At 65.2% G+C, this 22,685-nt stretch carries 22 protein-coding genes; 20 read left to right on the top strand and 2 right to left on the bottom strand.

Annotation, left to right across the window (positions count from 1 at the left end):
- Positions 1-242: 242 nt before the first annotated feature.
- A complete protein-coding gene (locus tag Q0894_RS11030; protein WP_132044413.1) occupies positions 243-950 on the top strand; it encodes a glutathione S-transferase N-terminal domain-containing protein in 708 nt (235 codons plus the stop codon).
- A gap of 22 nt (positions 951-972) precedes the next feature.
- Here Q0894_RS11030 and Q0894_RS11025 read toward each other — a convergent pair whose 3' ends face one another.
- On the bottom strand, positions 973-1,614 hold the full coding sequence (locus Q0894_RS11025) for a phosphoribosyltransferase family protein (protein ID WP_299235156.1): 642 nt from the start codon (positions 1,612-1,614) through the stop codon (positions 973-975).
- A gap of 235 nt (positions 1,615-1,849) precedes the next feature.
- Here Q0894_RS11025 and Q0894_RS11020 point away from each other — a divergent pair, with 235 nt between their 5' ends.
- Together Q0894_RS11020 and Q0894_RS11015 are read left to right on the top strand one after the other, a co-directional pair.
- Positions 1,850-2,701: an outer membrane protein OmpK gene (locus tag Q0894_RS11020; protein WP_299235153.1), complete on the top strand. Its 852-nt coding sequence runs from the start codon at positions 1,850-1,852 to the stop codon at positions 2,699-2,701.
- A 120-nt stretch (positions 2,702-2,821) separates the two neighbouring features.
- The gene (locus Q0894_RS11015) at positions 2,822-4,207 is read left to right on the top strand and encodes a nucleobase:cation symporter-2 family protein (protein ID WP_299235150.1); all 1,386 of its coding nucleotides are present in this window, start codon (positions 2,822-2,824) and stop codon (positions 4,205-4,207) included.
- A 218-nt stretch (positions 4,208-4,425) separates the two neighbouring features.
- Here the strand turns inward: Q0894_RS11015 and uraD are convergent, their stop codons facing one another.
- On the bottom strand, positions 4,426-4,959 hold the full coding sequence (gene uraD / locus Q0894_RS11010; RefSeq protein ID WP_299235147.1) for a 2-oxo-4-hydroxy-4-carboxy-5-ureidoimidazoline decarboxylase: 534 nt from the start codon (positions 4,957-4,959) through the stop codon (positions 4,426-4,428).
- A 222-nt stretch (positions 4,960-5,181) separates the two neighbouring features.
- Here uraD and uraH point away from each other — a divergent pair, with 222 nt between their 5' ends.
- From uraH to Q0894_RS10925, 17 genes are all read left to right on the top strand, one after another.
- On the top strand, positions 5,182-5,535 hold the full coding sequence (gene uraH, locus Q0894_RS11005; RefSeq protein ID WP_132044405.1) for a hydroxyisourate hydrolase: 354 nt from the start codon (positions 5,182-5,184) through the stop codon (positions 5,533-5,535).
- A 51-nt stretch (positions 5,536-5,586) separates the two neighbouring features.
- Complete coding sequence (locus Q0894_RS11000; protein WP_299235143.1) at positions 5,587-6,792, top strand: urate hydroxylase PuuD; 1,206 nt, start codon at positions 5,587-5,589, stop codon at positions 6,790-6,792.
- 140 nt (positions 6,793-6,932) lie between these two features.
- Entirely contained in the window at positions 6,933-7,649 is a 717-nt protein-coding gene (locus Q0894_RS10995) for a GntR family transcriptional regulator (RefSeq protein ID WP_299235140.1), read from the top strand.
- A 115-nt stretch (positions 7,650-7,764) separates the two neighbouring features.
- Positions 7,765-8,688 carry an allantoinase PuuE gene (gene puuE, locus Q0894_RS10990; RefSeq protein ID WP_299235137.1) on the top strand — a complete coding sequence of 308 codons (924 nt, stop codon included), beginning with the start codon at positions 7,765-7,767 and terminating at the stop codon, positions 8,686-8,688.
- Between the two features lie 73 nt (positions 8,689-8,761).
- The gene (locus Q0894_RS10985) at positions 8,762-9,298 is read left to right on the top strand and encodes an ureidoglycolate lyase (RefSeq protein WP_299235134.1); all 537 of its coding nucleotides are present in this window, start codon (positions 8,762-8,764) and stop codon (positions 9,296-9,298) included.
- Positions 9,295-10,146 carry a bifunctional allantoicase/(S)-ureidoglycine aminohydrolase gene (locus Q0894_RS10980; RefSeq protein WP_299235131.1) on the top strand — a complete coding sequence of 284 codons (852 nt, stop codon included), beginning with the start codon at positions 9,295-9,297 and terminating at the stop codon, positions 10,144-10,146. The genes Q0894_RS10985 and Q0894_RS10980 overlap by 4 nt, the downstream gene beginning before the upstream one ends.
- A gap of 254 nt (positions 10,147-10,400) precedes the next feature.
- Positions 10,401-12,176 carry a glyoxylate carboligase gene (gene gcl, locus Q0894_RS10975; RefSeq protein ID WP_299235128.1) on the top strand — a complete coding sequence of 592 codons (1,776 nt, stop codon included), beginning with the start codon at positions 10,401-10,403 and terminating at the stop codon, positions 12,174-12,176.
- A 97-nt stretch (positions 12,177-12,273) separates the two neighbouring features.
- Positions 12,274-13,050, top strand: a complete 777-nt coding sequence (gene hyi, locus Q0894_RS10970; protein WP_299235125.1) for a hydroxypyruvate isomerase — start codon at positions 12,274-12,276, stop codon at positions 13,048-13,050.
- 176 nt (positions 13,051-13,226) lie between these two features.
- The gene (locus Q0894_RS10965; RefSeq protein ID WP_299235122.1) at positions 13,227-14,111 is read left to right on the top strand and encodes a 2-hydroxy-3-oxopropionate reductase; all 885 of its coding nucleotides are present in this window, start codon (positions 13,227-13,229) and stop codon (positions 14,109-14,111) included.
- Between the two features lie 265 nt (positions 14,112-14,376).
- Positions 14,377-15,732 carry a glycerate kinase gene (locus tag Q0894_RS10960; RefSeq protein WP_299235119.1) on the top strand — a complete coding sequence of 452 codons (1,356 nt, stop codon included), beginning with the start codon at positions 14,377-14,379 and terminating at the stop codon, positions 15,730-15,732.
- A complete protein-coding gene (gene pyk / locus Q0894_RS10955) occupies positions 15,729-17,219 on the top strand; it encodes a pyruvate kinase (protein ID WP_299235116.1) in 1,491 nt (496 codons plus the stop codon). Before Q0894_RS10960 ends, pyk begins: the two co-directional genes overlap by 4 nt.
- Positions 17,220-17,340: 121 nt before the next feature.
- Positions 17,341-18,072 (top strand): GntR family transcriptional regulator, encoded by a 732-nt coding sequence (locus tag Q0894_RS10950; RefSeq protein WP_299235113.1) that lies wholly within the window; start codon positions 17,341-17,343, stop codon positions 18,070-18,072.
- A 258-nt stretch (positions 18,073-18,330) separates the two neighbouring features.
- Positions 18,331-19,185, top strand: a complete 855-nt coding sequence (modA, locus tag Q0894_RS10945; protein ID WP_299235111.1) for a molybdate ABC transporter substrate-binding protein — start codon at positions 18,331-18,333, stop codon at positions 19,183-19,185.
- Positions 19,185-19,853 (top strand): molybdate ABC transporter permease subunit, encoded by a 669-nt coding sequence (gene modB, locus Q0894_RS10940; RefSeq protein WP_299235108.1) that lies wholly within the window; start codon positions 19,185-19,187, stop codon positions 19,851-19,853. Before modA ends, modB begins: the two co-directional genes overlap by 1 nt.
- Positions 19,846-20,991 (top strand): ABC transporter ATP-binding protein, encoded by a 1,146-nt coding sequence (locus Q0894_RS10935; RefSeq protein ID WP_240721739.1) that lies wholly within the window; start codon positions 19,846-19,848, stop codon positions 20,989-20,991. The genes modB and Q0894_RS10935 overlap by 8 nt, the downstream gene beginning before the upstream one ends.
- Positions 20,988-21,482, top strand: a complete 495-nt coding sequence (locus Q0894_RS10930; RefSeq protein ID WP_299235103.1) for a DUF192 domain-containing protein — start codon at positions 20,988-20,990, stop codon at positions 21,480-21,482. The genes Q0894_RS10935 and Q0894_RS10930 overlap by 4 nt, the downstream gene beginning before the upstream one ends.
- A gap of 165 nt (positions 21,483-21,647) precedes the next feature.
- On the top strand, positions 21,648-22,658 hold the full coding sequence (locus Q0894_RS10925) for a DctP family TRAP transporter solute-binding subunit (RefSeq protein WP_299235100.1): 1,011 nt from the start codon (positions 21,648-21,650) through the stop codon (positions 22,656-22,658).
- Positions 22,659-22,685 lie beyond the last annotated feature (27 nt).

The following is a 22,685-nucleotide window of genomic DNA, read 5'->3' as shown; positions in this document are numbered from 1 at the left end:
TGGAAAGTTGGTATGACCAATGTTTCGATAGTTTCTCTATCCGTCGCCTTATCGCTAACCGGCTGATAAGAAAATGAAATTTAAAAATCGGCAGGGGGCGGGGGCCGTCAAACCCCAAGTGTTTATTAGACTAATGGACAGCAGCCTCGCCGAGGGTGAGCATGGTGAGCGGCCTGACACCGGGTCCAGGAGCCTGGCAGACTTCGTCGGGTGATTGCCCTTTACGCTGAGGAGAGGTTCGTATGTCTCGAGTACTGTATGACCTGTGTGGTGTCGACGAGGAGCTGCGCTTCTCGCCATTCTGCTGGCGCGTGCGATATGCCCTGGCTCACAAGGGGCTGGAAGTCGAGGCGCGGCCGTGGCGCTTCACCGACCGGGAGGCCCTGGCGTTCGCCGATCATGACAAGGTGCCGGTGCTGGTCGATGGCGAAACGGTCGTGACCGACAGCTATGAGATCCTGCGCTACCTGGACCGCACCTACCCGGAGGCGCCACTGATCGGTGAAGGGCTGGCCGCGGCGCGCGCCCGCTTCTTCAAGCATTTTGCCGAGCGCACCCTGGCACCGGCCATGCTGCGTACGATCATCATGGATCTGCTCAATGCGATTCATCCCGATGACCGGGACTACTTCCGCGAAACGCGTGAAAAACGCTTCGGCCGTACGCTGGAGGAGTTTCACTCGCCCTCCAGGGGACTCGCCCAGCTCGATGCGGCGCTCGAACCGCTGCGCGGCCTGCTCAAGGAGTCGGAGTTCATCGACGGAGCGTCCCCGGCGGCAGCCGACTATCTGGTGTTCGGCAACTTCATGTGGGCGCGCTGCGTTTCCAGCGCCGATCTGGTCTCCAATGCCGATCCGGTCCATGCCTGGCTCGAGCGCATGCTGGATCTGCACGGTGGGCTGGGGCGGCATGCCATGCGCATCACCGACATCGAGGGTGCCTATCGCTGAGGCGGCCCGCACCGACGGTGGGTCAGGGCGTGGCTGACGTACCGTCATCGTCGGCGGCAAGCAGGGCCACCACCTCGTCGTCGCTGACCTGATCGAAGTCGGTAAAGAACTGGCCCACGGCGGCGAAGTGCCCGGGCACCCCGATACAGACCACCTCGTCGGCCAGCGTCTCCAGCCGCGCCACGGTGTCGGGCGGCGCCACACCCAGGGCGGCGATCAGGCGTGCGGGATGGCGCTGGCGAAGGGTCGCCAGCGCCGCGGCCATGGTCGCGCCGGTGGCGCTGCCGTCATCCACCACCACCAGGATGCGCCCCGCCGGATCGATGGGGCTGCGCACCGGGGTATAGCGCCGTCGGCGCTCCTCGATCAACTCCCGCTGGCGGGCAATTGCACCGGTCAGCCACTCCTCCCGGCAGTGTCGTGCCTCCTCCTCCAGGTGCACGCTGCCATCCTCACTGACCGCGCCAATGGCGTACTCCGGATTGCCCGGTGCACCGATCTTGCGCACCAGCACCACGTCTAGCTCCCCCTGCAGGGCGTCGGCGATGAAACGCCCCATGGGCACCCCACCACGGGGAATGGCCAGCACCAGCGGGTGAAGGCCACGCAGGTGGCTGAGCCTCGTGGCCAGGCGTTCGGCGGCGTCACGTCGGTGTTGAAACATGGGTGATCCCCCTGGCGGCTTCCATTCTTCAGTCTAGTGGTTCCCGATGCGATACCCCACGTATGGGGGCGCCCCCGCAGGCTTGCCATCCCTGAATCCAAGGAATCTGTTGGCAAGGTCGATCAAGAATCGGCAGGAAAAGGGAGATTTTTCGTATACAGATTTATGGTCTACTCTGTAAACAATGAGGTTGATTCAGTGTATCCAATAACCACAACAAATGGAGAGCTCTTTTATGCAGAAGTGCATCCCCAGGCCCCATCTGAGCGCCGGCCTGCTGTTTGCCAGTCTCGTCGCCGGTAATGCCCAGGCGACAACCTGGAGCGACACCTTCATCGGCTATCGCTACGGCACTCAATTCACTGAGCCGGCTAACCCTCGTGACGTCGAAAAGCATGTACTGCAGTTCACCCATGTCAGCGGTTACACGCTTGGACAGAACTTTCTTAATCTTGACGTGCTGCAGTCCGACAGCGCCGACCCGGCCAGCGGTGGTGATAGTGGTGCGACCGAGGCTTACCTGACCTATCGTCACCAGCTGCATCTCGGCAAGCTCACCGCTGAGCCGGTAGCCTTTGGTCCGGTCAAGGACGTGGCGTTGACCGGCGGCTTCGATCTCAACACCAAGAACACCGCTTTCGCGCCGCGCAAGCGTCTGCTGGTGGTCGGGCCGACGCTGAAGTTCAACGTGCCCAAGGGGTTTGCCGACCTGAGCCTCTTCTATGCTCACGAGTGGAACCACTGCGGTGCGAGCTTCTGCGACGTCAACGAGATCGAGTTTGACCCTTACTATCAGATCAACCTGGCCTGGGGACTGCCTTTCGAGGCCGGCCCGCTGCCGCTGAAGTTCCAGGGGTTCTACAACTACAACGGCGAGAAGGGAGAGGACTATCAGGGCAACGATACCGACCCCGAGCAGTTGATGCGCACCTCGCTCATGCTCGACGTCGGCCAGCTGGCCTGGGGCGAGGCAAACCAGCTGTGGGCCGGGGTAGGTTACGAGTACTGGCATAACAAGTTCGGCAACCATGGCAAGGATGGGGTGGATACCGATGCGCCGACCTTCCAGCTCGAGTGGCACCTCTAAGCGACTCGAGATGATAATGATGTGTACAACTTTATGTTTACAGAGTCCACATCACTGTGGTCATTGGTATCGACATGCGGTATGCATTGACGTCATACAACAACAGTCCCGGATAGCCCCATGACAACCAAGACGCGCAACATCTCCCTATTCGACTTCCAGGGGCGGCCGCCGATCTACAAGGCGTTGCCCATCTCGCTGCAGCACGTGCTGGCGATGATCGCCGGCGTGATCACTCCCCCGATCATCATCGCCGGGGTGGTCGGCTCCACGCCTCAGGAGAAGCTGCTGCTGATCCAAGTGGCGGTGCTCGCCTCAGGGATCTGCACCCTGTTCCACCTCTACGGGGTGTGGAAGTTCGGCGCACGGCTGCCGGCGATCTTCGGCGTGGGCTTCGCGTATGTGCCGACCCTGATCGCCGTGGGTGGTCAGTTCGGCATCGAGGGCATCCTCGGCGCCCAGCTGATCGGCGGCATCACCATGATGGTGGTCGGTTACTTCATTCAGTACATCCGCCATCTGTTTCCGCCGATCGTGGCGGGCACCGTGGTGCTGGTGATCGGCCTGTCACTTTACGACATCGCCATCCGTTACATGGCGGGCAGCGGCAACGTCAACGCCGAAGGGTTCGGCGACCTGGCCAACTGGATGGTCGGCATCATCACCCTGCTGGCGGTGCTTGGCGCTTCCCAGTTTGGCCGCGGCGTGGTTCGCCTGTCGGCGATCATCGTCGGCATCCTTGTCGGCTATGCGGTGGCGCTACCGATGGGCATGGTCGACTTCAGTTCGGTGGCCTCGGCGCGCTGGCTGGCCGTACCGGAGTTCATGCCATTCCAGCTCGAGTTCCACTCGGCGGCGATCGTCTCCATGGTGGTGATCTGCGTGATCAACTCGGTGCAGACCATCGGTGACCTCTCCGCCACCAGCGTGGCGGGGATGAACCGCGAGCTGAAGACCAAAGAACTGACAGGCGGGCTGCTGGGCAACGGCCTGACCACCGCCCTGAGCTCGCTGTTCGCGGCATTGCCGACCTCCACTTTCAGCCAGAACGTCGGCATCGTCGCCATGACCAAGGTAATCAGCCGATCGGTGCTGGCCATCGCTGGCATATTCATGGTGCTCGCTGGTCTGAGCCCCAAGTTCAGCGCCATCATGACCACCATCCCTTATCCGGTACTGGGCGGTGCTACCGTCACGGTATTCGGGATGATCACCATGACCGGCATCCAGCTGCTCATCAAGGATGAGCTGTCAGCCCGCAACGTGACCATCGTCGGCCTCTCCCTGGCCCTGGCCCTGGGCATCTCTCAGGTGCCGGCGGCCATCGAGCAGTTTCCGCAGATGGTTCAGAACGTTATCGGGGGCGCGCCGATCGTGGTGGCGGCCATCACCTCCTTCGTGCTCAATATCGTGCTGCCGAGTCGATCCCTGGCCGACGAGCGGCGTGAACGCGAAGAGATTGCACGGGCCGACGCCGCGGCTGCAGGGCAGGGGTCTGACGCTTAGCCGTTGTCGGGCGCCGATACCGAGGGTGACATCTCGCTCGGTTCTGCGCCCCATGTCAATCGCTGACCTGACGAGGCCCGTCAATGTAACGCCTGTACCACGATACCGCCCGGCATGATGCCGGGCGGTGTCTTGTTCGGAGCATGGGGGCGACGTTTGCCCGGCGCCTTGTCTGGTTGTCTGGCAGGAATAAGAGCCGTCGATCGGGAGAGGGCGCGTCAGGCGTTGGCTTCGGCTCGTGCCTCGAGGCGGAAGCGGGCGATGCGGTTGATCTGTTCCACCGCGGTGCGGCGTTCCTCAGCGGGGTCATTCTCGAGCCGGGTCTCGAATGCGTTCAAGATGGCATAACGGTCGTTGCCCTTGACGGCCATCACGAAGGGAAAGCCGAACTTCTCCTTGTAGGCCTCGTTGAGCCGCTCGAAGCGTGCCATCTCCTCCGGTGAACACTGATCCAGGCCGGCGCCAGCCTGCTCCCGGGTCGAGTCGTCGGTCAGCTCGCCGGCGATGGCGGCCTTGCCGGCGAGGTCAGGGTGGGCGCGAATCACCGCGAGCTGATGTTCGGCGGAGGCGTCGGTCAGTACCTCACCCATGGCCTTCGCCAGGCCTGCGGGCGAGTCGTGGTCAGTGTTCAGTCCCTGCTCCCAGGCCAGCTCGGCAACCCAGGGAGAGTGCTCGTAGATCTCCCCGTAGGCGGCCACGAAGGCGGACTTGTCCAGCTGGCTTGGGGTCGGAGTAAGGGTGTTGTGGCTCATTGTCATTCTCCTTGGCGGGGTGTGGCAGGGGATCACGACGATTGTCCAGGCAGCTTGTCGTGAGGGTTTCGACTAAATGTATACAAAAAATATTTTGAAATGTACCCCTAAACTGGCTAAAACTGTCTTCATGCTCACAGGTTAACCCTGAGCAGCCGATATCAACAAACGAATCCGGCCCTTATCTCGACAACTCACGAAGTGCCACCAAGGAGTATTACCATGGGACGCCTGACCACCCACGTACTCGACACCGCCAAGGGATGCCCGGGCGAGGGTATCCGCATAGAGGTCTACCGGCTGGAGGGCGAGCGGCGCACTCGCCTCAAGGAAGTGGTGACCAATGACGATGGCCGCTGCGACGGTCCGATCCTCGAGGGTGAGGCGTTCGTCACCGGTCAGTATGAGCTGGTCTTCCATGCTGGGGACTATCTGCGCGCTCAGGGTGTCGAGGCCGAGGAGCCGCGCTTCCTCGATGTGATTCCGCTGCGCTTCGGCGTGGCCGATGCCGATGCGCATTACCATGTGCCACTGCTGCTCTCGCCCTATGGCTACTCCACCTATCGCGGTAGCTGAGGAAAGCCCTCTCGCCGACAGACCATAACAAGACGCTAGACGAGGCCTCTTATGCAAGCCTACCTGCTGGACTTCGGAAACTTCATGCTGCGCTGGCTACATGTCATCGCAGCGATTGCCTGGATCGGGGAATCGATCTATTTCGTGATGCTGGATAATGGGCTACGTACCCCCAAGGCCGCCGAGGATCGCGACAAGGGGGTGTTCGGCGAGATGTGGGCGGTGCATGGTGGTGGCTTCTACCATAACCAGAAATACGCCACGGCGCCGGCCAAGCTGCCCGAGGACCTTCACTGGTCGTTCTGGAAGGCCTACACCACCTGGCTGTCGGGCTTCGCGCTATTCATCCTGCTCTATATGGCCAACCCCAGCTTCTATCTGGTCAATCCCAATGCCAGCTGGGAGTGGGCCGCCAACATGAGTGGCTGGCAGGCCAATGTGGTGGCGCTGCTGTTCCTGCTCGGCGGCTGGGTGGTCTACAACGAGCTGTGCAAGCGCATCAGCCCCAACATGACCCGCGATGGTCTGCTCAGTGTCGCGGTGGCGGTAATGATGGTGGTGGTCTCCTATCTCAGCGTTCAGATCTTCTCGGGACGGGCGGCCTTTCTGTTGACCGGCGCGGTGATGGCCACCGCCATGTCGGCCAACGTCTTCTTCTGGATCATCCCGGGCCAGCGCCGCATGGTGAAGGCGATGAAGGCCGGGGAAGCGCCCAATCCGCTGGATGGAAAACGCGGAAAGCAGCGTTCGGTGCACAACACCTACTTCACGCTGCCGGTGGTGTTGCTGATGATCAGCAACCACTACTCCTTCGCCTACTCCCACGAGTCAGCGTGGGTGATCATGTCGCTGTTCATCTTCGCCGGCGCGCTGATTCGCCAGTTCTTCGTGTTGATGCATGCCGGCAGGATCCAGCCGGCCTATCCGATCGCCGGTACTGCCCTGATCGCCGTCGCCTTCTGGGTCGCCATGCCGACCGTTGGCGCCAGTGCGGGACAGGCCCGGATGTCCGCCAGCGTATCGCTTTCCGAGGTACAGCCCATTATCGAGTCCCGCTGTGTCGCCTGCCATGCCAGCGACCCTACCCAGCCTGGCTTCAATGCGCCGCCGGCCGGCCTGGCTTATGACACCGGTGAGCAGATCATGGAACAAATGCACAAGATCCAGGGGGTCGTTGCCAGCGGCTACATGCCCCTGGGCAATATCACCGGCATTACCGAGGAGGAGCGCGCCACCATCGCCGCCTGGTCGCCATGACCTGCAAGCCCATGTGTGATGCCGCTGACTCGCCTTCCTGTTGGCTTCTTCAACCTGGCAGTGTGTAGGCGGGCAAGTGACGTAATTGCCCGGTCTTTGCGTATACAATATGGATAGCCAACCACAGGGAGCCAGGTCACATGAACCAGCGTCAGGAGGTCCGGGGGCGTCGCGGCAAGAACGGGGATGGGGCCGAACGTCACGAGGCGATCCACCGGGCGATCAGCGATGCCATCATCGAGCATAGGCTCAAGCCCGGTGCGCGCCTGCGCGAGGATGCTCTAGCCGAAGTATTTGGCGTCAGTCGCACCGGAATCCGCAAGATCCTACAGCGGCTGGCGCTGGAGCAGCTGGTCACCCTCACACCGCGACGCGGAGCCAGCGTCACGCGGCCTACCGCCGAGGAGGCTCGGGAGGTGTTCGAGGCTCGCCAGATGGTGGAGTGCGGACTGATGCCCGAGGTGGCACGGCGCATCGACGAGGAGAGCGTGAAGACGTTGCACGAACTTTCTGACCAGGAGCAGAAGGCCCTGCAACAAGGCGACCATAGCGCGGCGATTCGTTATTCGGCTGATTTCCATACGCGGCTGGCGCGCCTCGCCGGCAATGCCACCCTGGCCGATTTCGTCGAGCGGCTCTGCTTTCGCTCCTCGCTGATACTGGCGGTCTATGGCAAGCCTGGTCATCTGGGCTGTGAGACGCATGATCACGCGACATTGATCACTCTACTGAAGGAGGGTCGCGGCCAGGAGGCCGCCGCGTTGATGGGGAATCACCTGCGCGCCGTCGAGGCGACCCTTGCCATTGTCGAAGAGGACCAGGAAGCGCCGGATCTACACCAGATCTTCCTCAGCTAAATGCCGACGCAGGGACTTGCGGACGACTCTCGGTAGCGATACGTTGCTTGTTGTATACAAAAATAGACGGCATTGGGCTCATCTTGATGCCGCCTGGTTATCATAAGGTGATGTCATGACCGATTCCCACTATCCCCGCGACTTGATCGGCTACGGCCGCACGCCGCCCGAGGCCAAGTGGCCAGGCAAGGCCCGAATCGCCGTGCAGTTCGTGCTCAACTACGAGGAGGGCGGCGAGAACTGTGTGCTGCATGGCGACGAAGGGTCCGAGCAGTTCCTCTCGGAGATCATCGGCGCGGCCAGCTATGCGGACCGCCACCTGAGCATGGAGTCAATCTATGAGTACGGCTCGCGGGCCGGGGTGTGGCGCATCCTGCGCGAGTTCGAGCGTCGCGGCCTGCCGCTGACCGTTTTCGGCGTTGCAATGGCCCTGGAGCGCCACCCCGAGGTGGCCCACGCCTTCAAGGAGCTGGGTCACGAGGTCGCCTGTCACGGCTATCGTTGGATTCACTATCAGGAGATTTCCGAGGAGGTCGAACGCGAGCACATGCGCCGCGCCATCGAGATCTTCCAGTCGCTCTACGGCGAGAAGCCGCTGGGCTGGTACACCGGTCGCGACAGCCCCAACACCCGACGCCTGGTGCTCGACGAGGGGGGCTTCCTCTACGACAGCGACTACTACGGCGACGACCTGCCGTTCTGGACCCGCGAGAAGGACACTCAGGGCGTCGAGCATGACCACCTGGTCGTGCCCTACACCCTGGACACCAACGACATGCGCTTCGCCGCGCCCCAGGGCTTCAATACCGCGGATCACTTCTTCACCTACCTGCGGGACGCCTTCGACGTGCTCTACGCGGAGGGCGAGGACACCCCGAAGATGCTCTCCGTGGGCATGCACTGCCGCCTGCTGGGACGCCCGGGGCGCTTCCGTGCCCTGCAGCGTTTCCTGGACCATATCGAGGCCCACGAGCGGGTCTGGGTGGCGCGGCGTGTGGATATCGCCCGCCACTGGGCGGAGCACCATCCCGCGCCCTGATCCGGTGTCATCCCCCTAACCCGAGAGGTGGGCGGTGCGCCGCCTACCCGACCTGCCGTCTACAGGAGCCAGCATGCTTGAACTCGAGGCCCAGCCCCTTACTCCCGAGGCCTTCGCGCCCTTCGGCGAGGTGATCGATACGCGAATGTCGGACTCTTTTCCCATCAACGCCGGCCGCACTCGGCGCTATCACGACCTGGCCAGGGTCGAGACCCTGGGTGAGCAGGCCCGGGCACTGATCAGCATCTTCGTCAGTCAGCCCGTCGAGCTGCCGCTCGAGCTGCCGTTTCTCGAACGTCACCCCCTGGGCAGCCAGGCCTTCGTGCCGATGCATGAGGAGCGGTTCGTCGTGGTGGTGGCGCCGCCCGGCGACACCATCGAGCCCGACAGCGTGCGCGCCTTCGTCACCGATGGTCGCCAGGGCGTCAACTACCGCGCCGGGGCATGGCACGCCATCCAGTCGGTGCTCGAGCGCGAGGGCGAGTTCCTGGTGGTCGATCGCGGCGGCGAGGGCAACAACTGCGAAGAGTACCCCATCGACATCCGCGTGACCCTGCCGCAGGGCGAGGCCGTCACGCCGACCGAAAGCGAACAGGAGTCCACCTCATGAGTCAGCCGCATCAGTCCTCTCGCCAGTACTATGCCCCCCAAGGCGGTCATCCGAGCCAGAAGGTGATGACCACCGACCGCGCCATGTTCACCGAGGCCTTTGCGGTGATTCCCAAGGGGGTGATGCGCGACATCGTCACCAGCAAGCTGCCCCACTGGGACAACACCCGCCTGTGGGTGCTGTCGCGTCCGCTCTCCGGCTTCGCCGAGACCTTCTCCCAGTACATCATGGAGGTCTCCCCGGGTGGCGGCAGCGAGCGGCCGGAGAGCGATGCCGGCGCCGAGGGCGTGCTGTTCGTGGTGGAGGGCGAGATGACGCTGACCATCGAAGGCGAGAAGCATCGCATGGTGCCCGGTGGCTACGCCTTCCTGCCGCCCGGTTGCGACTGGCAGCTGCGCAACGAGGCCGATGCCCCGGTGCGCTTCCACTGGATCCGCAAGGCCTACGAGTATGTCGACGGCATCGACGTGCCGGAGGCCTTCGTGGTCAACGAGAACGACATCGCGCCGACCGTGATGCCGGATTGCAACGAGGTGTGGGCCACCACCCGCTTCGTCGACCCGGACGACCTGCGCCACGACATGCACGTGACCGTCGTCACCTTCCAGCCCGGCGGCGTGATCCCCTTCGACGAGACCCACGTCATGGAGCACGGCCTCTACGTGCTCGAGGGCAAGGCGGTCTATCACCTCAACCAGCAGTGGGTCGAGGTCGAGGCCGGCGACTACATGTGGCTACGCGCCTTCTGTCCGCAGGCCTGCTATGCGGGTGGCCCGGGGCCCTTCCGCTATCTGCTGTACAAGGACGTCAACCGTCACATGGCGCTGCCCTATAGCCAGCGCCGTTGAGAATCGCTACAGCAGTCATCTGGTGACAAGGCAGTGCCTCGGAGTCTTGTGCACGAAGATGTCTGCGTGACGGGATTCTTGAAGAAAATTTCTACTTGAAAAGCCTCAATGATTTGATTCATTGAGGCTTTTTTGGATGTAGAAAAAAACTGGAAAATAATTCCAAAAAAACTGGCGGATCTAAGGGTAGGCGTCTATTCTCACTATGCAGAATGATTTTCCATAAAAATAAATACTCACAGGAGTAAGCCGCCATGCCTCGGATGACCGCCGCGGAAGCCGCTGTTCATGTACTCAAGAAGGAAGGGGTCGATGTTGCTTTCGGCGTGCCAGGCGCCGCCATCAACCCCTTCTACTCCGCAATGCGTCGGATCGGTGGGGTGGGCCATATTCTGGCGCGCCATGTCGAGGGCGCCTCGCACATGGCCGAGGGCTACACCCGCGCCGAGGCCGGCAACATCGGCGTGTGCATCGGCACCTCCGGCCCGGCCGGCACCGACATGATCACCGGTCTCTACTCCGCTTCCGCAGACTCCATCCCGATCCTGTGCATCACCGGTCAGGCACCGACCGGCAAGCTGCACAAGGAGGACTTCCAGGCGGTGGATATCCAGGCCATCGCCGGCCCCGTCACCAAGTGGGCCATCACCGTGCAGGAGCCGGCCCAGGTGCCGCGCGCCTTCCAGCAGGCCTTCCAGATCATGCGCAGCTCGCGTCCGGGCCCGGTGCTGCTCGACCTGCCCATCGACGTGCAGATGACCGAGATAGAGTTCGACCCGGACACCTACGAGTCTCTGCCCGCCTACAAGCCGGCCGCCAGCCGCGCTCAGGTGGAGAAGGCGCTGGGCATGCTCAACGAGGCCGACAAGCCGCTGCTGGTGGCCGGGGGCGGTATCATCAACGCCGATGCCGGCGACCTGCTCACCGAGTTTGCCGAGCTGACCGGGGTGCCGGTGATCCCGACCCTGATGGGCTGGGGCGCCATTCCGGATGATCACGAGCTGATGGCGGGCATGGTCGGCCTGCAGACTTCGCACCGCTACGGCAACGCGACCCTGCTCGAGTCCGACTTCGTGATGGGCATCGGCAACCGCTGGGCCAACCGTCATACCGGCACGCTCGAGACCTATACCGAGGGCCGCAAGTTCGTCCACGTCGACATCGAGCCGACCCAGATCGGGCGCATCTTCGGCCCGGACTATGGCATCGTCTCCGACGCCAAGGCGGCGCTCGAGCTGTTCATCGAGGTGGCTCGCGAGTGGCAGGCCGCGGGCAAGCTCAAGGATCGCAGCGCCTGGGCCGAGGAGTGCCAGGAGCGCAAGCGCACCCTGCTGCGCAAGACCCACTTCGACAACGTGCCGGTCAAGCCCCAGCGCGTCTACGAGGAGATGAACAAGGCATTCGGCAAGAACACCCGCTACGTCAGCACCATCGGCCTGTCACAGATCGCCGGTGCGCAGTTCCTTCATGTCTACAAGCCGCGCCACTGGATCAACTGCGGTCAGGCCGGTCCGCTGGGCTGGACGATTCCGGCCGCCCTGGGCGTGCGTCGCGCCGACCCGAACACCGACATCGTCGCGCTCTCCGGCGACTATGACTTCCAGTTCATGATCGAGGAGCTGGCGGTCGGGGCGCAGTTCAACCTGCCCTACATCCACGTGGTGGTGAACAACTCCTATCTGGGGCTGATTCGGCAGGCCCAGCGGGGCTTCGAGATGGATTACCAGGTCCAGCTCGCCTTCGAGAACATCAACCGCCCGGAGATCAACGGCTACGGGGTGGATCACGTCTCGGTGGTCGAGGGGCTGGGCTGCAAGGCGATCCGCGTCACCGAGCCCGACCGGATCGCGCCGGCCTTCGCCGAGGCCCGCGAGCTGATAAAGGAGCACCGTGTGCCGGTGGTGGTCGAGGTCATCCTCGAGCGGGTGACCAACATCGCCATGGGAACCGACCTGGGCGGCATCAACGAGTTCGAGGCGCTTGCCGAGAACCTCGCTGATGCGCCGAGCTCCATCGCCGCGCTGCGCTGATTCCTGTTACCCGCCCGGCCAGGCAGGGGGCGGGACACGTCAACCTTGCGCATATCATCACGAGCACACAAATCATGAGCACACAAAGGGAGGCCTTATGGCCAAGTTTGCCGCCAATCTCAGCATGCTGTTCACCGAGGTCGACTTCCTCGACCGCTTCGAGGCCGCCGCCAAGGCCGGCTTCAAGGGCGTGGAGTACCTCTTTCCCTACGATTTCGAGGCCGCCGAGATCAGGAAGCGCCTCGACGACAACGGCCTCACCCAGGTGCTGTTCAACCTGCCGGCCGGCGACTGGGACGCGGGTGAACGCGGCATCGCCTGCCACCCGGGGCGCGTCGAGGAGTTCCGCAAGGGTGTCGACCAGGCGATCGTCTACGCCAAGGTGCTGGGCAATACCCAGGTCAACTGCCTGGCCGGCATCAAGCCCGAGGGCGTCGGCGACGACCAGGCGCGCCAGACCCTGATCGAGAACCTGCGCTTCGCCGCCGAGAAGCTCGAGGCCGAGGGCATCCTGCTGATCGCCGAGCCGATCAACACCCGCGACATTCCGGGGTTCTTCCTCAACCGCACCGGCCAGGCGCTGGCGCTGTTCGACGAGGTGGGCTCGAACAACCTGAAGCTGCAGTACGACATCTATCACATGCAGATCATGGAAGGGGATCTGGCCCCGACCATCGAGGCGAACCTCGCGCGCATCGCCCATGTGCAGCTGGCGGACAATCCCGGCCGCCACGAGCCGGGCACCGGCGAGATCCACTACCCCTTCCTGTTCGCGCACCTCGATCGTCTCGGCTACGCCGGCTGGATCGGCTGCGAGTACAAGCCCAAGACCACCACCGTGGAAGGCCTGGGTTGGCTGGACGGCGTTCGCTGAAACGCTACTGCGCTCGGCATCTCGATCGCCGGCGGTGCTCGGAGTCCTCATGTACTGAAGTACACTCCGGCTCCTCCGCTCCGGCGGCGACCGACCTGCCATCGCTCGTAACGCGTTTCGCACCAGAAAGATCGAGAAACAATGCGACGCATCACGCAAGTGACAGGAGAATCATCATGAGCAAGATCGGTTTTATCGGACTGGGCATCATGGGTCGTCCCATGGCAGGCCATCTGCTGGACGCCGGCCACACGCTTGCCACCGTCAAGCGCGGTACTCTCGACGAGTCCTTGGCCTCCAGGGGCATGCTGGAGCTGGCCGATCCCAAGGCGGTCGCCGAGACCTCGGAGGTGATCATTACCATGGTCCCGGACACCCCCGACGTCGAGGAGGTACTGTTCGGCGAAGGTGGCGTGATCGAGGGTCTCAAGCCCGGCACCCTGGTGATCGACATGAGCTCCATTGCGCCGATCTCCACCCGGGAGTTCGCCAGGCGCATCACCGAGGCCGGCGGAGAGTATGTCGATGCCCCGGTCTCCGGCGGCGAGGGCGGTGCCATCAACGCCGCCCTGACCATCATGGTCGGTGCCACCGATGAGGGGTTTCGTCGTGCCACGCCGATCCTCGAGGTGGTGGGCAAGACCATCACCCATATCGGTGGACATGGGGCCGGCCAGACCTGCAAGGTGGCTAACCAGATTGTCGTCGCCCTGACCATCGAAGCCGTCGCCGAGGGACTGCTGTTCGCCTCCAGGGCCGGCGCCGACGTGGCCAAGGTGCGTGAGTCACTGCTCGGTGGCTTGGCCCATTCGAAGATTCTCGATGTCCATGGCGAGCGCATGATCCAGCGCTCCTTCGATCCCGGCTTCAAGATCAAGTTGCATCAGAAGGACCTCAACCTGGCGCTGGAGGGAGCGCGGACCCTGAACCTCTCTCTGCCCGGCACCGCCAATGCCCAGCAGCTGTTCCAGGCCTGTGCCGCCAATGGTGGGGCCGACTGGGATCATGCTGGCATCCTCAGAGCCCTGGAAGTGCTGGCCGATCATGAGGTAGGACAGTAAAGGTTCGCTCGCTGACCCGGTGCTGGGTCAGCGACGACAGGGGAGGTGACTGCTCCCTGTGGAGTCTGTCGGGGCTACGCCGGCCGCCAGTAGCTGGACAAGATCGACGGACTCCGGGAGGTTGGCGTCGGGTCGTCGCACGCCTCCCAGGTCGCCTATGGTGGCCTTTCCCGGCGACAGGGAACGCCCTGTCGTCGGGTTCTTTAACTCGACCCCCGAATCATAGGTGCCCGGCGTGCATCATCAGCTTGAAGAGGAAAACTCCATGATCACTCTGCCGACACCCTCCACCCCGGAGGCCATTGCCGCGCTGTCGGAGCCCGAGGCCTTGAGCTGGCTAAGCGGTCTGGCCGATGCGGCCGTGAATGCCGTGCACCCCGACAGCCTGCTGCCTGCCGAGTTGCCGCCGGCACCTGCCGGGCGCACCGTCGTGGTGGGAGCGGGCAAGGCCGCGGCCGCCATGGCCGCGGCACTGGAGCGGGCCTGGCTGGCCCAGCAGCCCGAGTCGCCGCTGACGGGGCTGGTGGTGACTCGCTACGGGCATGGTCCTCAAGGGCAGGGCCCCCAGGGGCCGCAGGGCGAGGGTCGGCGCATCGAGGTGCTCGAGGCTTCCCATCCCATGCCTGATGGCCTGAGCGAGGAGGCCGCCCGGCGCATGCTCGAGGCGGTCGAGCCGCTGGGTGAGGATGACCTGGTGATCGCGCTGATTTCCGGCGGTGGTTCGGCGTTGATGAGCCTGCCGGCACCGGGCATCACCCTGGCCGACAAGCAGGCCCTCAACCAGGCCCTGCTGCGCTGCGGGGCACCGATCCGCGAGATCAATACCGTGCGTCGCCATCTGTCGGCGATCAAGGGTGGGCGGCTGGCCACCGCGGCCCACCCGGCCCGGGTGCTGACCTGGTTGATCTCCGATGTCCCCGGTGATGACCCGACCCTGATCGCCTCCGGTCCGACGCTGCCGGATGCCAGCTCTCCGGCGAATGCCGTCGCCATCCTGGAGCGTCATGGCATCGAGATTCCCGATGGCGTGCGCCGTCATCTGGAGACAGCCGACAGGGCACCGGCACCGGGTGATTCCGACTTCTCCCGTGATCGCTCACGGGTGCTGGCGCGTGCCAGTGACGCCCTGGAGGCAGCCCGAGTGGCCGCCGAGGCGAGCGGCATCGAGGTGCGTGTGCTGGGCGATGATCTCGAGGGCGAGGCTCGCGATCTGGGCCGTGCCCAGGCGCGCCTGGCGTTGTCGAGTCAGAGCGAGCGGGAGCGGCCGCTGCTGCTGCTCTCCGGTGGCGAGACGAGCGTTACCGTGCGCGGTGATGGCCGCGGCGGGCGCAACGTCGAGTACCTGTTGGGCCTGTTCGAGGCGCTTCAGGGGGCGCCGGGCATCCACGCCCTGGCCATCGATACCGATGGCATCGACGGCTCGGAAGACAATGCCGGTGCGTTGTTTGCGGCGTCCGACCGGGCACGGGCGGAGTGCCTGGGGCTTGACCCTGACGCCTTTCTGTCACGCAATGATGCCTACACTTTCTTTCAGGCATTGGACCGGCTGATCGTGACCGGCCCCACGCGGACCAATGTCAACGACTTCCGTGCCATCCTGATTCTGCCGAGGACGCCATGACGCTACCCCCCCACGCTCCCATCCATGATCCCATTCGCCGCACCAAGATCGTTGCCACCCTGGGTCCCGCCAGCGACCGCGAGGGCGTGCTCGAGGCCATGATCGCGGCCGGTGTCGACGTGGTGCGCCTCAACTTCTCCCATGGCACTGCCGCCGACCACCGCCGCCGCCTGGAGCGAGTCCGCGAGATCGCCGCTCGCCTGGGCAGAAGCGTCGCCGCCCTGGGTGATCTGCAGGGGCCGAAGATCCGCATCGCCCGCTTCCGTGATGGCGCGGTGGAGCTCGCCGAAGGGGCGCCCTTCGTGCTCGACATGGCCCTGGACGGCGATGCGGGAAGTGAGGAGCGCGTGGGCTGCGACTACAAGCAGCTGATCGAGGATGTGGTGGCGGGCGACCGCCTGCTGCTCGATGATGGCCGGCTGGTGCTGGATGTCACCGCCGTGGCGGGCCGGGAGATCCATACCACGGTGACCGTGGGCGGCAGGCTCTCCAACAACAAGGGCATCAACAAGCTGGGCGGCGGACTCTCGGCGCCGGCGCTGACCGACAAGGACAGGGCGGACCTCGCCACCGCCGTCGACATCGGCGTGGACTACCTGGCGGTCTCGTTTCCGCGGCATGCCGCCGACATGGCCGAGGCCCGCGAACTGCTGGGCGAGGCCGGCAAGGAGATCGGCCTGGTGGCCAAGCTCGAGCGCGCCGAGGCGGTGATCGACGAGGCGACGCTGGACGGCATCATCCAGGCCTGCGAGGCGGTGATGGTGGCGCGTGGCGATCTCGGCGTGGAGATCGGTGACGAGAAGCTGATCGGCACTCAGAAGCGCATCATCAAACGTGCCCGCAGCCTGAACCGGGCGGTGATCACCGCCACCCAGATGATGGAGTCGATGATCGAGTCGCCCCTGCCCACCCGCGCCGAGGTATTCGACGTCGCCAACGCCGTGCTCGACGGCACCGATGCGGTGATGCTCTCCGCCGAGACCGCCGCCGGCGACTTCCCGGTGGAGACCATCGAGGCGATGGACCGGGTCTGCCTGGGCGCCGAGCGCGAGCGGATCGCCCAGGAGTCGGGCCACCGCATCCACGAGGGCTTCTCCCGGGTCGACGAGACCATCGCGCTCTCCGCCATGTACGCCGCCAACCACCTCTCCGGGGTGGCCGCCATCGCCTGCATGACCTCGACCGGCTATACGCCGCTGATCGCCTCACGCATCCGCTCCGGGCTGCCGATCATCGGCCTGGCCCACAGCGCCATCGCCCAGCGACGCATGGCGCTCTATCGCGGCGTGGTCTCGCTGCCCTTCGATACCAGCGAGATGACGGCCGAGGAGCTCAACGACCGCGCCCTGGCGCTGCTGGTGGAGAAGGGCATCGCCGAGCCGGGGGATCATGTGATGCTCACGCGGGGCGACGAGATGAACGCCCATGGCGGCACCAATACGCTGAAGATTCTCGACGTCAACGCCAGTCACCTGCACAAGGGGTAATGGCGAGGGTGTAACAAGGGCTCAACGCTGAAGGGTTTTGTATACAGAGCCGCTGTCGGGTGTGGTGATCAGGCTCGAAAAGTGCGAAGGTTCTGCCAGGATCATTACCAGCGAGACGCCCATGAGCCAGTCCTGGAGGGAAGAGGTCGAAGCCGCCGTGCGCGGGGGGGAGCGTGTCGGCGATCGCCATATCGTCGAGCAGGTGCGCCAGGCGGTGCTGAGCCAGCGCCTGGCGCCCGGGACGCGCCTGCCGGAGGTGGCACTGGGAGAAGTGTTCGGTGTCAGCCGCTCCATCGTGCGTCGGGCGCTGACGCGCCTGGCCGCCGACCACGTTATCGACCAGCGCCCCAATCAGGTCGCCCGGGTGCGAGCCCCCAGCGTAGAGGAGACCCGCGAGACCTTCTCCGCCCGCCGTCTGGTGGAGGGCGAGGTGGCCGCGCTGCTGGCGGTACGGGGCCTCGACTCCGAGCTGCTGGCTGCCCTCAAGAGCGAGGCACGGGCAGAGGTCGAGGCCCATGGGCGTGGCGACGAGCCGGCACGCATCGCTCACTCTCTGGCCATTCATCATCGCCTGGCCGCACGCTCGCCCAATCGTGTGCTGGGTGCCATGCTCACCGATCTGGTGTTGCGCACCTCCATCGTCATCGCACTCTACAAGCGGCCCTCGCTCGGTTCCTGCTATCTGGAGGGAGATCACTTCCGGCTGCTGGAGGCGCTTGACCGGGGGGATGCCGGCGGTGCGAGAGACGCCATCGAGGCGCATCTGACGAGCCTCGAGGCCTTGCTCGACCTCGGCCCCCGCGAGGAGCAGGCCGATCTGCATAGCATTTTCGCCGGTATTGCCACTCCCTGAGTGTCCAGCAGTCCAGGGCTATTGCAAATAGCTTATGCCTCCCGGGGCTGATCTGGCGGCAAGCCCCGGAGCGCCGGACCGAATATCAGCCACAACCAACTCAATGAGGATTGCGGCTGGTCGGGAGAGACGGTATCTCCTCTTCGGCTTGCCCTCAGCGCCCCTCGCTTTGCATAACTGCGATCGCTCTGGGGCCGGGTTGAGGGCATCGGTAGGGTGTCGGACAATACCTCCATTCATCTCTTGCGGAGTCACGCCATGCGGTCCCTTACCCGAGCGGGGTATCGCGCCCTGCTGCTGGGATTGACGCTGCTGTTCTCCACGGTGGCACTGGCCCGGCCGCCCATCGTGGCGGCTGCCTCCTCCCTGCAGGCGGTCTTCCCCCATCTTGCCGAGGCCTTCCGGGCCGAGACGGGGGAGTCGCTGCGGGTCAACTTCGGCTCCTCGGGCAACTTCCGTCGCCAGATCGAGCAGGGTGCCCCCTTCGAGCTCTTCCTCTCTGCCGATGAGGCCTATGTGCTGGCGCTGCACGAGGCCGGCCACCTCGCGGATATGGGGGAAGTCTATGCGGTAGGACGACTGGTATGGCTGCAGAGAAAGGAGGAGCAGGGCCGGCTGCCCAGTGCGGAGGACCCGCTGGCGGCGGTTCGGGAGGCGGTGGCGTCGCATGCCGCCGGGGAGGGGCGATCGCGTATCGCCCTGGCGAACCCCGAGCATGCCCCCTATGGGGTCGCGGCACGCCAGGCCCTGGTGCAAGCCGGGTTATGGGAGCCCAGTGCGCCGCTGCGGGTGCTGGGGGAGAGCGTCGCCCAGGCGACCCGCTTCGCGCTCTCCGCGGATGCCCGCGGCGGGCTGGTGGCCTGGTCCCAGGCGCTGGCGCCACCGGTGGCCGCCCGGAGCGAGTTCGTGATGGTGCCGGCCGACTGGCACCAGCCCCTGGTGCAGCGCATGGCGCTGGTGAAGGGAGCCGGTGATACCGCGCGGGCCTTCTACGCCTGGCTGCAGCGGGAGGAGGCGCGTGCCATCTTGGCCGACTATGGTTTCCGCGCTCCCGGCGATGGTTTCCGCGCTCCCGGCGATGGCCTCCGGCTAGCCGAGGATGAGCCCCGCTGATGGACTGGACGGCGCTCTCGGTCTCGTTGCATCTGGCTGCCCTCACGGCACTGTTGCTGTTGCCGGCAGGGCTGTGGCTGGGCCGCGCCCTGGCCGGCAGTCGTTCGCGCGCCAAGCCCCTGGGTGAGGCCCTGATCGCCCTGCCACTGGTGATGCCGCCCACGGTGCTGGGGTTCTACCTGATGCAGGCCTTCGGGCTGGAGGCTCCCTTCGGCGGGCTCTGGGTGCGGCTGTTCGGTGAGGGGCTCAACTTCACCTTCGAGGGCATCCTGCTCGCCTCCCTGGTGGCCAATCTGCCCTTCGCGGTGCAGCCGGTGCAGCGCGCCTTCGAGGCGGTGCCGGCCAACCTGCGCGAGGCGGCCTGGTGCAGCGGCCTGTCGCCGCTGCATACCCTGTGGCGCATCGAGCTACCCCTGGTGTGGCCGGGCATCGTCTCGGCCATGGCGCTGACCTTCGCCCATACCCTGGGGGAGTTCGGGGTCATCCTGATGGTGGGCGGGGCCATCGATGGCGAGACGCGTACCCTGGCCATCGCCATCTACGATCGCGTTCAGGCCTTCGACGAGAGCGGGGCGGCCACCATGTCGGCGATGCTGCTGCTGGTCTCCTTCGTCACCATCGGTGTGGTCTATGGCCTCGCGGGGCGTCGGAGGTGGCGCCGTGCCTGACACCGTGGCCAAACCGGCCCCCCTCGAGGTGAGCCTGCATCAGTCGGGCCCCATCCCCCTGGCGGCGGACTTTCGCTGCGCGGCCGGTGAGCTACTGGCACTGGTGGGTCCCTCGGGCAGCGGCAAGACCACCCTGCTGCGCAGCATCGCCGGCCTCTACCGCCCACAAGGGGGGCGTATCGCCTGTGGCGAGGAGGTCTGGTTCGATGCCGACAGGCGACTCGCGCTCCCGCCCCAGCGCCGACGCCTGGGGCTGGTATTCCAGGACTATGCGCTGTTCCCGCACCTCACGGCGCTGGGCAACGTCATGGTGGCACTGCACCATCTGCCGGCCGCCGAGCGCCGTCGCCGGGCCGAGCAGTGGTTGATCCGGGTACGCCTGGAAGGGCTGGCCGGGCGCCACCCCGCCGAGCTCTCCGGCGGCCAGCGGCAGCGGGTGGCGCTGGCTCGGGCGCTGGCCCGCGAGCCGCGGGTGCTGCTGCTCGACGAGCCCTTCTCGGCGGTGGACCAGGTGACGCGGCGCCGCCTGCAGCGTGAACTGGCGCTGCTGCGCGAGGAGATCGCCATCCCCATCGTGCTGGTCACCCACGATCTCGACGAGGCGGCGGCATTGGCCGACCGCCTCTGCGTGCTGCATGCCGGACACACCCTCCAGACGGGTCCTCCACAGTCGCTTTTCCGCCGGCCGTCATCCCCGCAGGTGGCGCGGCTGCTCGATCGCCACAACGTCTTCAGCGGTGAGGTGGTGATGGAGGGTGACGAGCGCCGCCTGGCCTGGGGGCCCTGGCGTCTGGAGGTGGCCGAGGGGCTTGCGTCGCTGGCGCCGGGTACCCGCGTGGCCTGGTATCTGCCCGCCTCTGACGTGGTGCTGCATCGCCGAGGGCGCCCCTCGCTGGGGGAGCGCGAGAACCCGGTGAGCGCTCGCGTCGAGGAGCTGGTCGTGCTGGGCGGCATGACCTCGGTTACCCTGGCATTCGGCCACACCCCCGGGCGGCTCGGCTTCGAGATCGCCACCCATGCCGCCCGTCGCAACGGCCTGGCCCGCGGGGAGGCGGTACAGGTCTCGCTGCTCGCCGCGGGCATCCACCTGATGCCGGAGGCTTCCACCTCCGGCGATGACGCCATGAGCCTGCCATGAAACGTCTTCTGGTCGCCGCCATCCTCGCCGTCGCCCCCTTTACGCTGCACTCGGCAAGCGCTGCCGAGGTGCCCGCAAAGCGCTGGCCACTCACCATTGCTACCGGCGCGGGGGTGCATGAGTTCCATGCCGAGGTGGCGCAGACGTCGGCCGAACGCAGCCGTGGCCTGATGGGTCGCGAGCGACTCGCCGAGGACGGCGGCATGCTCTTTCTCTATGCCAGCGAGCAGCCGGGTCGCAGTGGCTTCTGGATGTACAACACCTTGATTCCGCTGGATATCGCCTTTATCGACGGGATGGGATGTATCGTCTCGACCCACACCATGGTGCCCTGTGGTTCGGATGCGCCGGCAGACTGTCCGGTGACGCGGCCGGGAGTGCCCTATCGAGCCGCGCTGGAGGTCAGGGCGGGTACCTTCCAGGCGCTGGGGATCAGAGTGGGAGACTGTGTCGCCTGGCCGGGTCACGCCACCCGTTGCAAACCGGAGTGACGGAGCTGATATTCAACGCTGGGAGCCCTTAGAATATTCCGCGAGGTGGCGCCGGGCCCTGGAGGGGGTCGTCCACCGCCGCCGGCTCACCGCGCCGGCACATCGTGCCACTCATAACCATAACCGCGCCTCGCAGATGACGAGGTGTCGCTGCAAGGACACGCCATGACAACGTATCGACCGCTTGCCAAGCTGGCCGCCGCCCTGGCCGGTGCCGCTGTGCTCTCCGCCTCGCTCTCCGTTCAGGCGCGCGAGATTGCCGTCTCCACCGTGCTTTCCGATGCCTTTCCCTGGGGCCAGGCCGCCGAGAAGTGGGCCGAGCTGGTGGAGGAGCGCACCGAGGGACGCATCACCATGCGCGTCTACCCCAACTCCCAGCTGGTCAACGGTGACCAGACTCGCGAATTCTCCGCCATGCGCTCCGGGCTGATCGACGCCGCCGTGGGCTCCACCATCAACTGGTCCCCCCAGGTGCCGGAGCTCAATCTCTTCTCGCTGCCCTTCTTCCTGCCCGACGAGGCGGCGGTGGACGCCGTGACCGGTGGCGAGGCGGGCGAGAAGATCTTTGCGGCCATCGAGTCACGGGACGTTATCCCGCTGGGCTGGGGCGAGAACGGTTTCCGCCAGCTCTCCAACTCCCGGGGCGCGATCGATGAGCCTCAGGACCTGGAGGACCTGAAGATCCGCGTGGTGGGCTCGCCGCTGTTCCAGGACACCTTCACCGCCCTGGGGGCCGACCCCACCCAGATGAGCTGGGCCGATGCCAAGCCGGCACTGACCACCGGCGCGGTGGATGGCCAGGAGAATCCGCTTTCGGTGTTCGACGTGGCGCGTATCGACCAGGTGGGCCAGGAGCATCTGACCCTGTGGAACTACATGAACGATCCGCTGATCTTCGCCGTGAATCGCCGGGTGTGGGAGTCACTGGACGAGGGCGACCAGGCGATCCTGCGTGAGGCCGCCGTGGAGGCGGGCGAGTGGGAGATGTCCATGACCCGCGAGGAGGAGAGCGAACGCCTGGCCGCCATCCAGGAGCGTGGCGTCACCGTAACGGAGCTCTCGGACGCCCAGTACCAGGCCTTCGTCGAGGCCACCGCCGGCGTTCACGATGAGTGGGTGCCGAAGATCGGTGAGGAGATCGTCGAGGCCGCCCGTGCCGCCATCGAGTCACGCTGATTCCCGCTCTTGATTCCCCTTGACCGG

The organism is uncultured Halomonas sp., assembly GCF_947501415.1.
GTDB lineage: Bacteria > Pseudomonadota > Gammaproteobacteria > Pseudomonadales > Halomonadaceae > Halomonas.
Note: the sequence above shows the minus strand (reverse complement) of the source record. Positions and strands in the feature narration are given on the sequence as shown.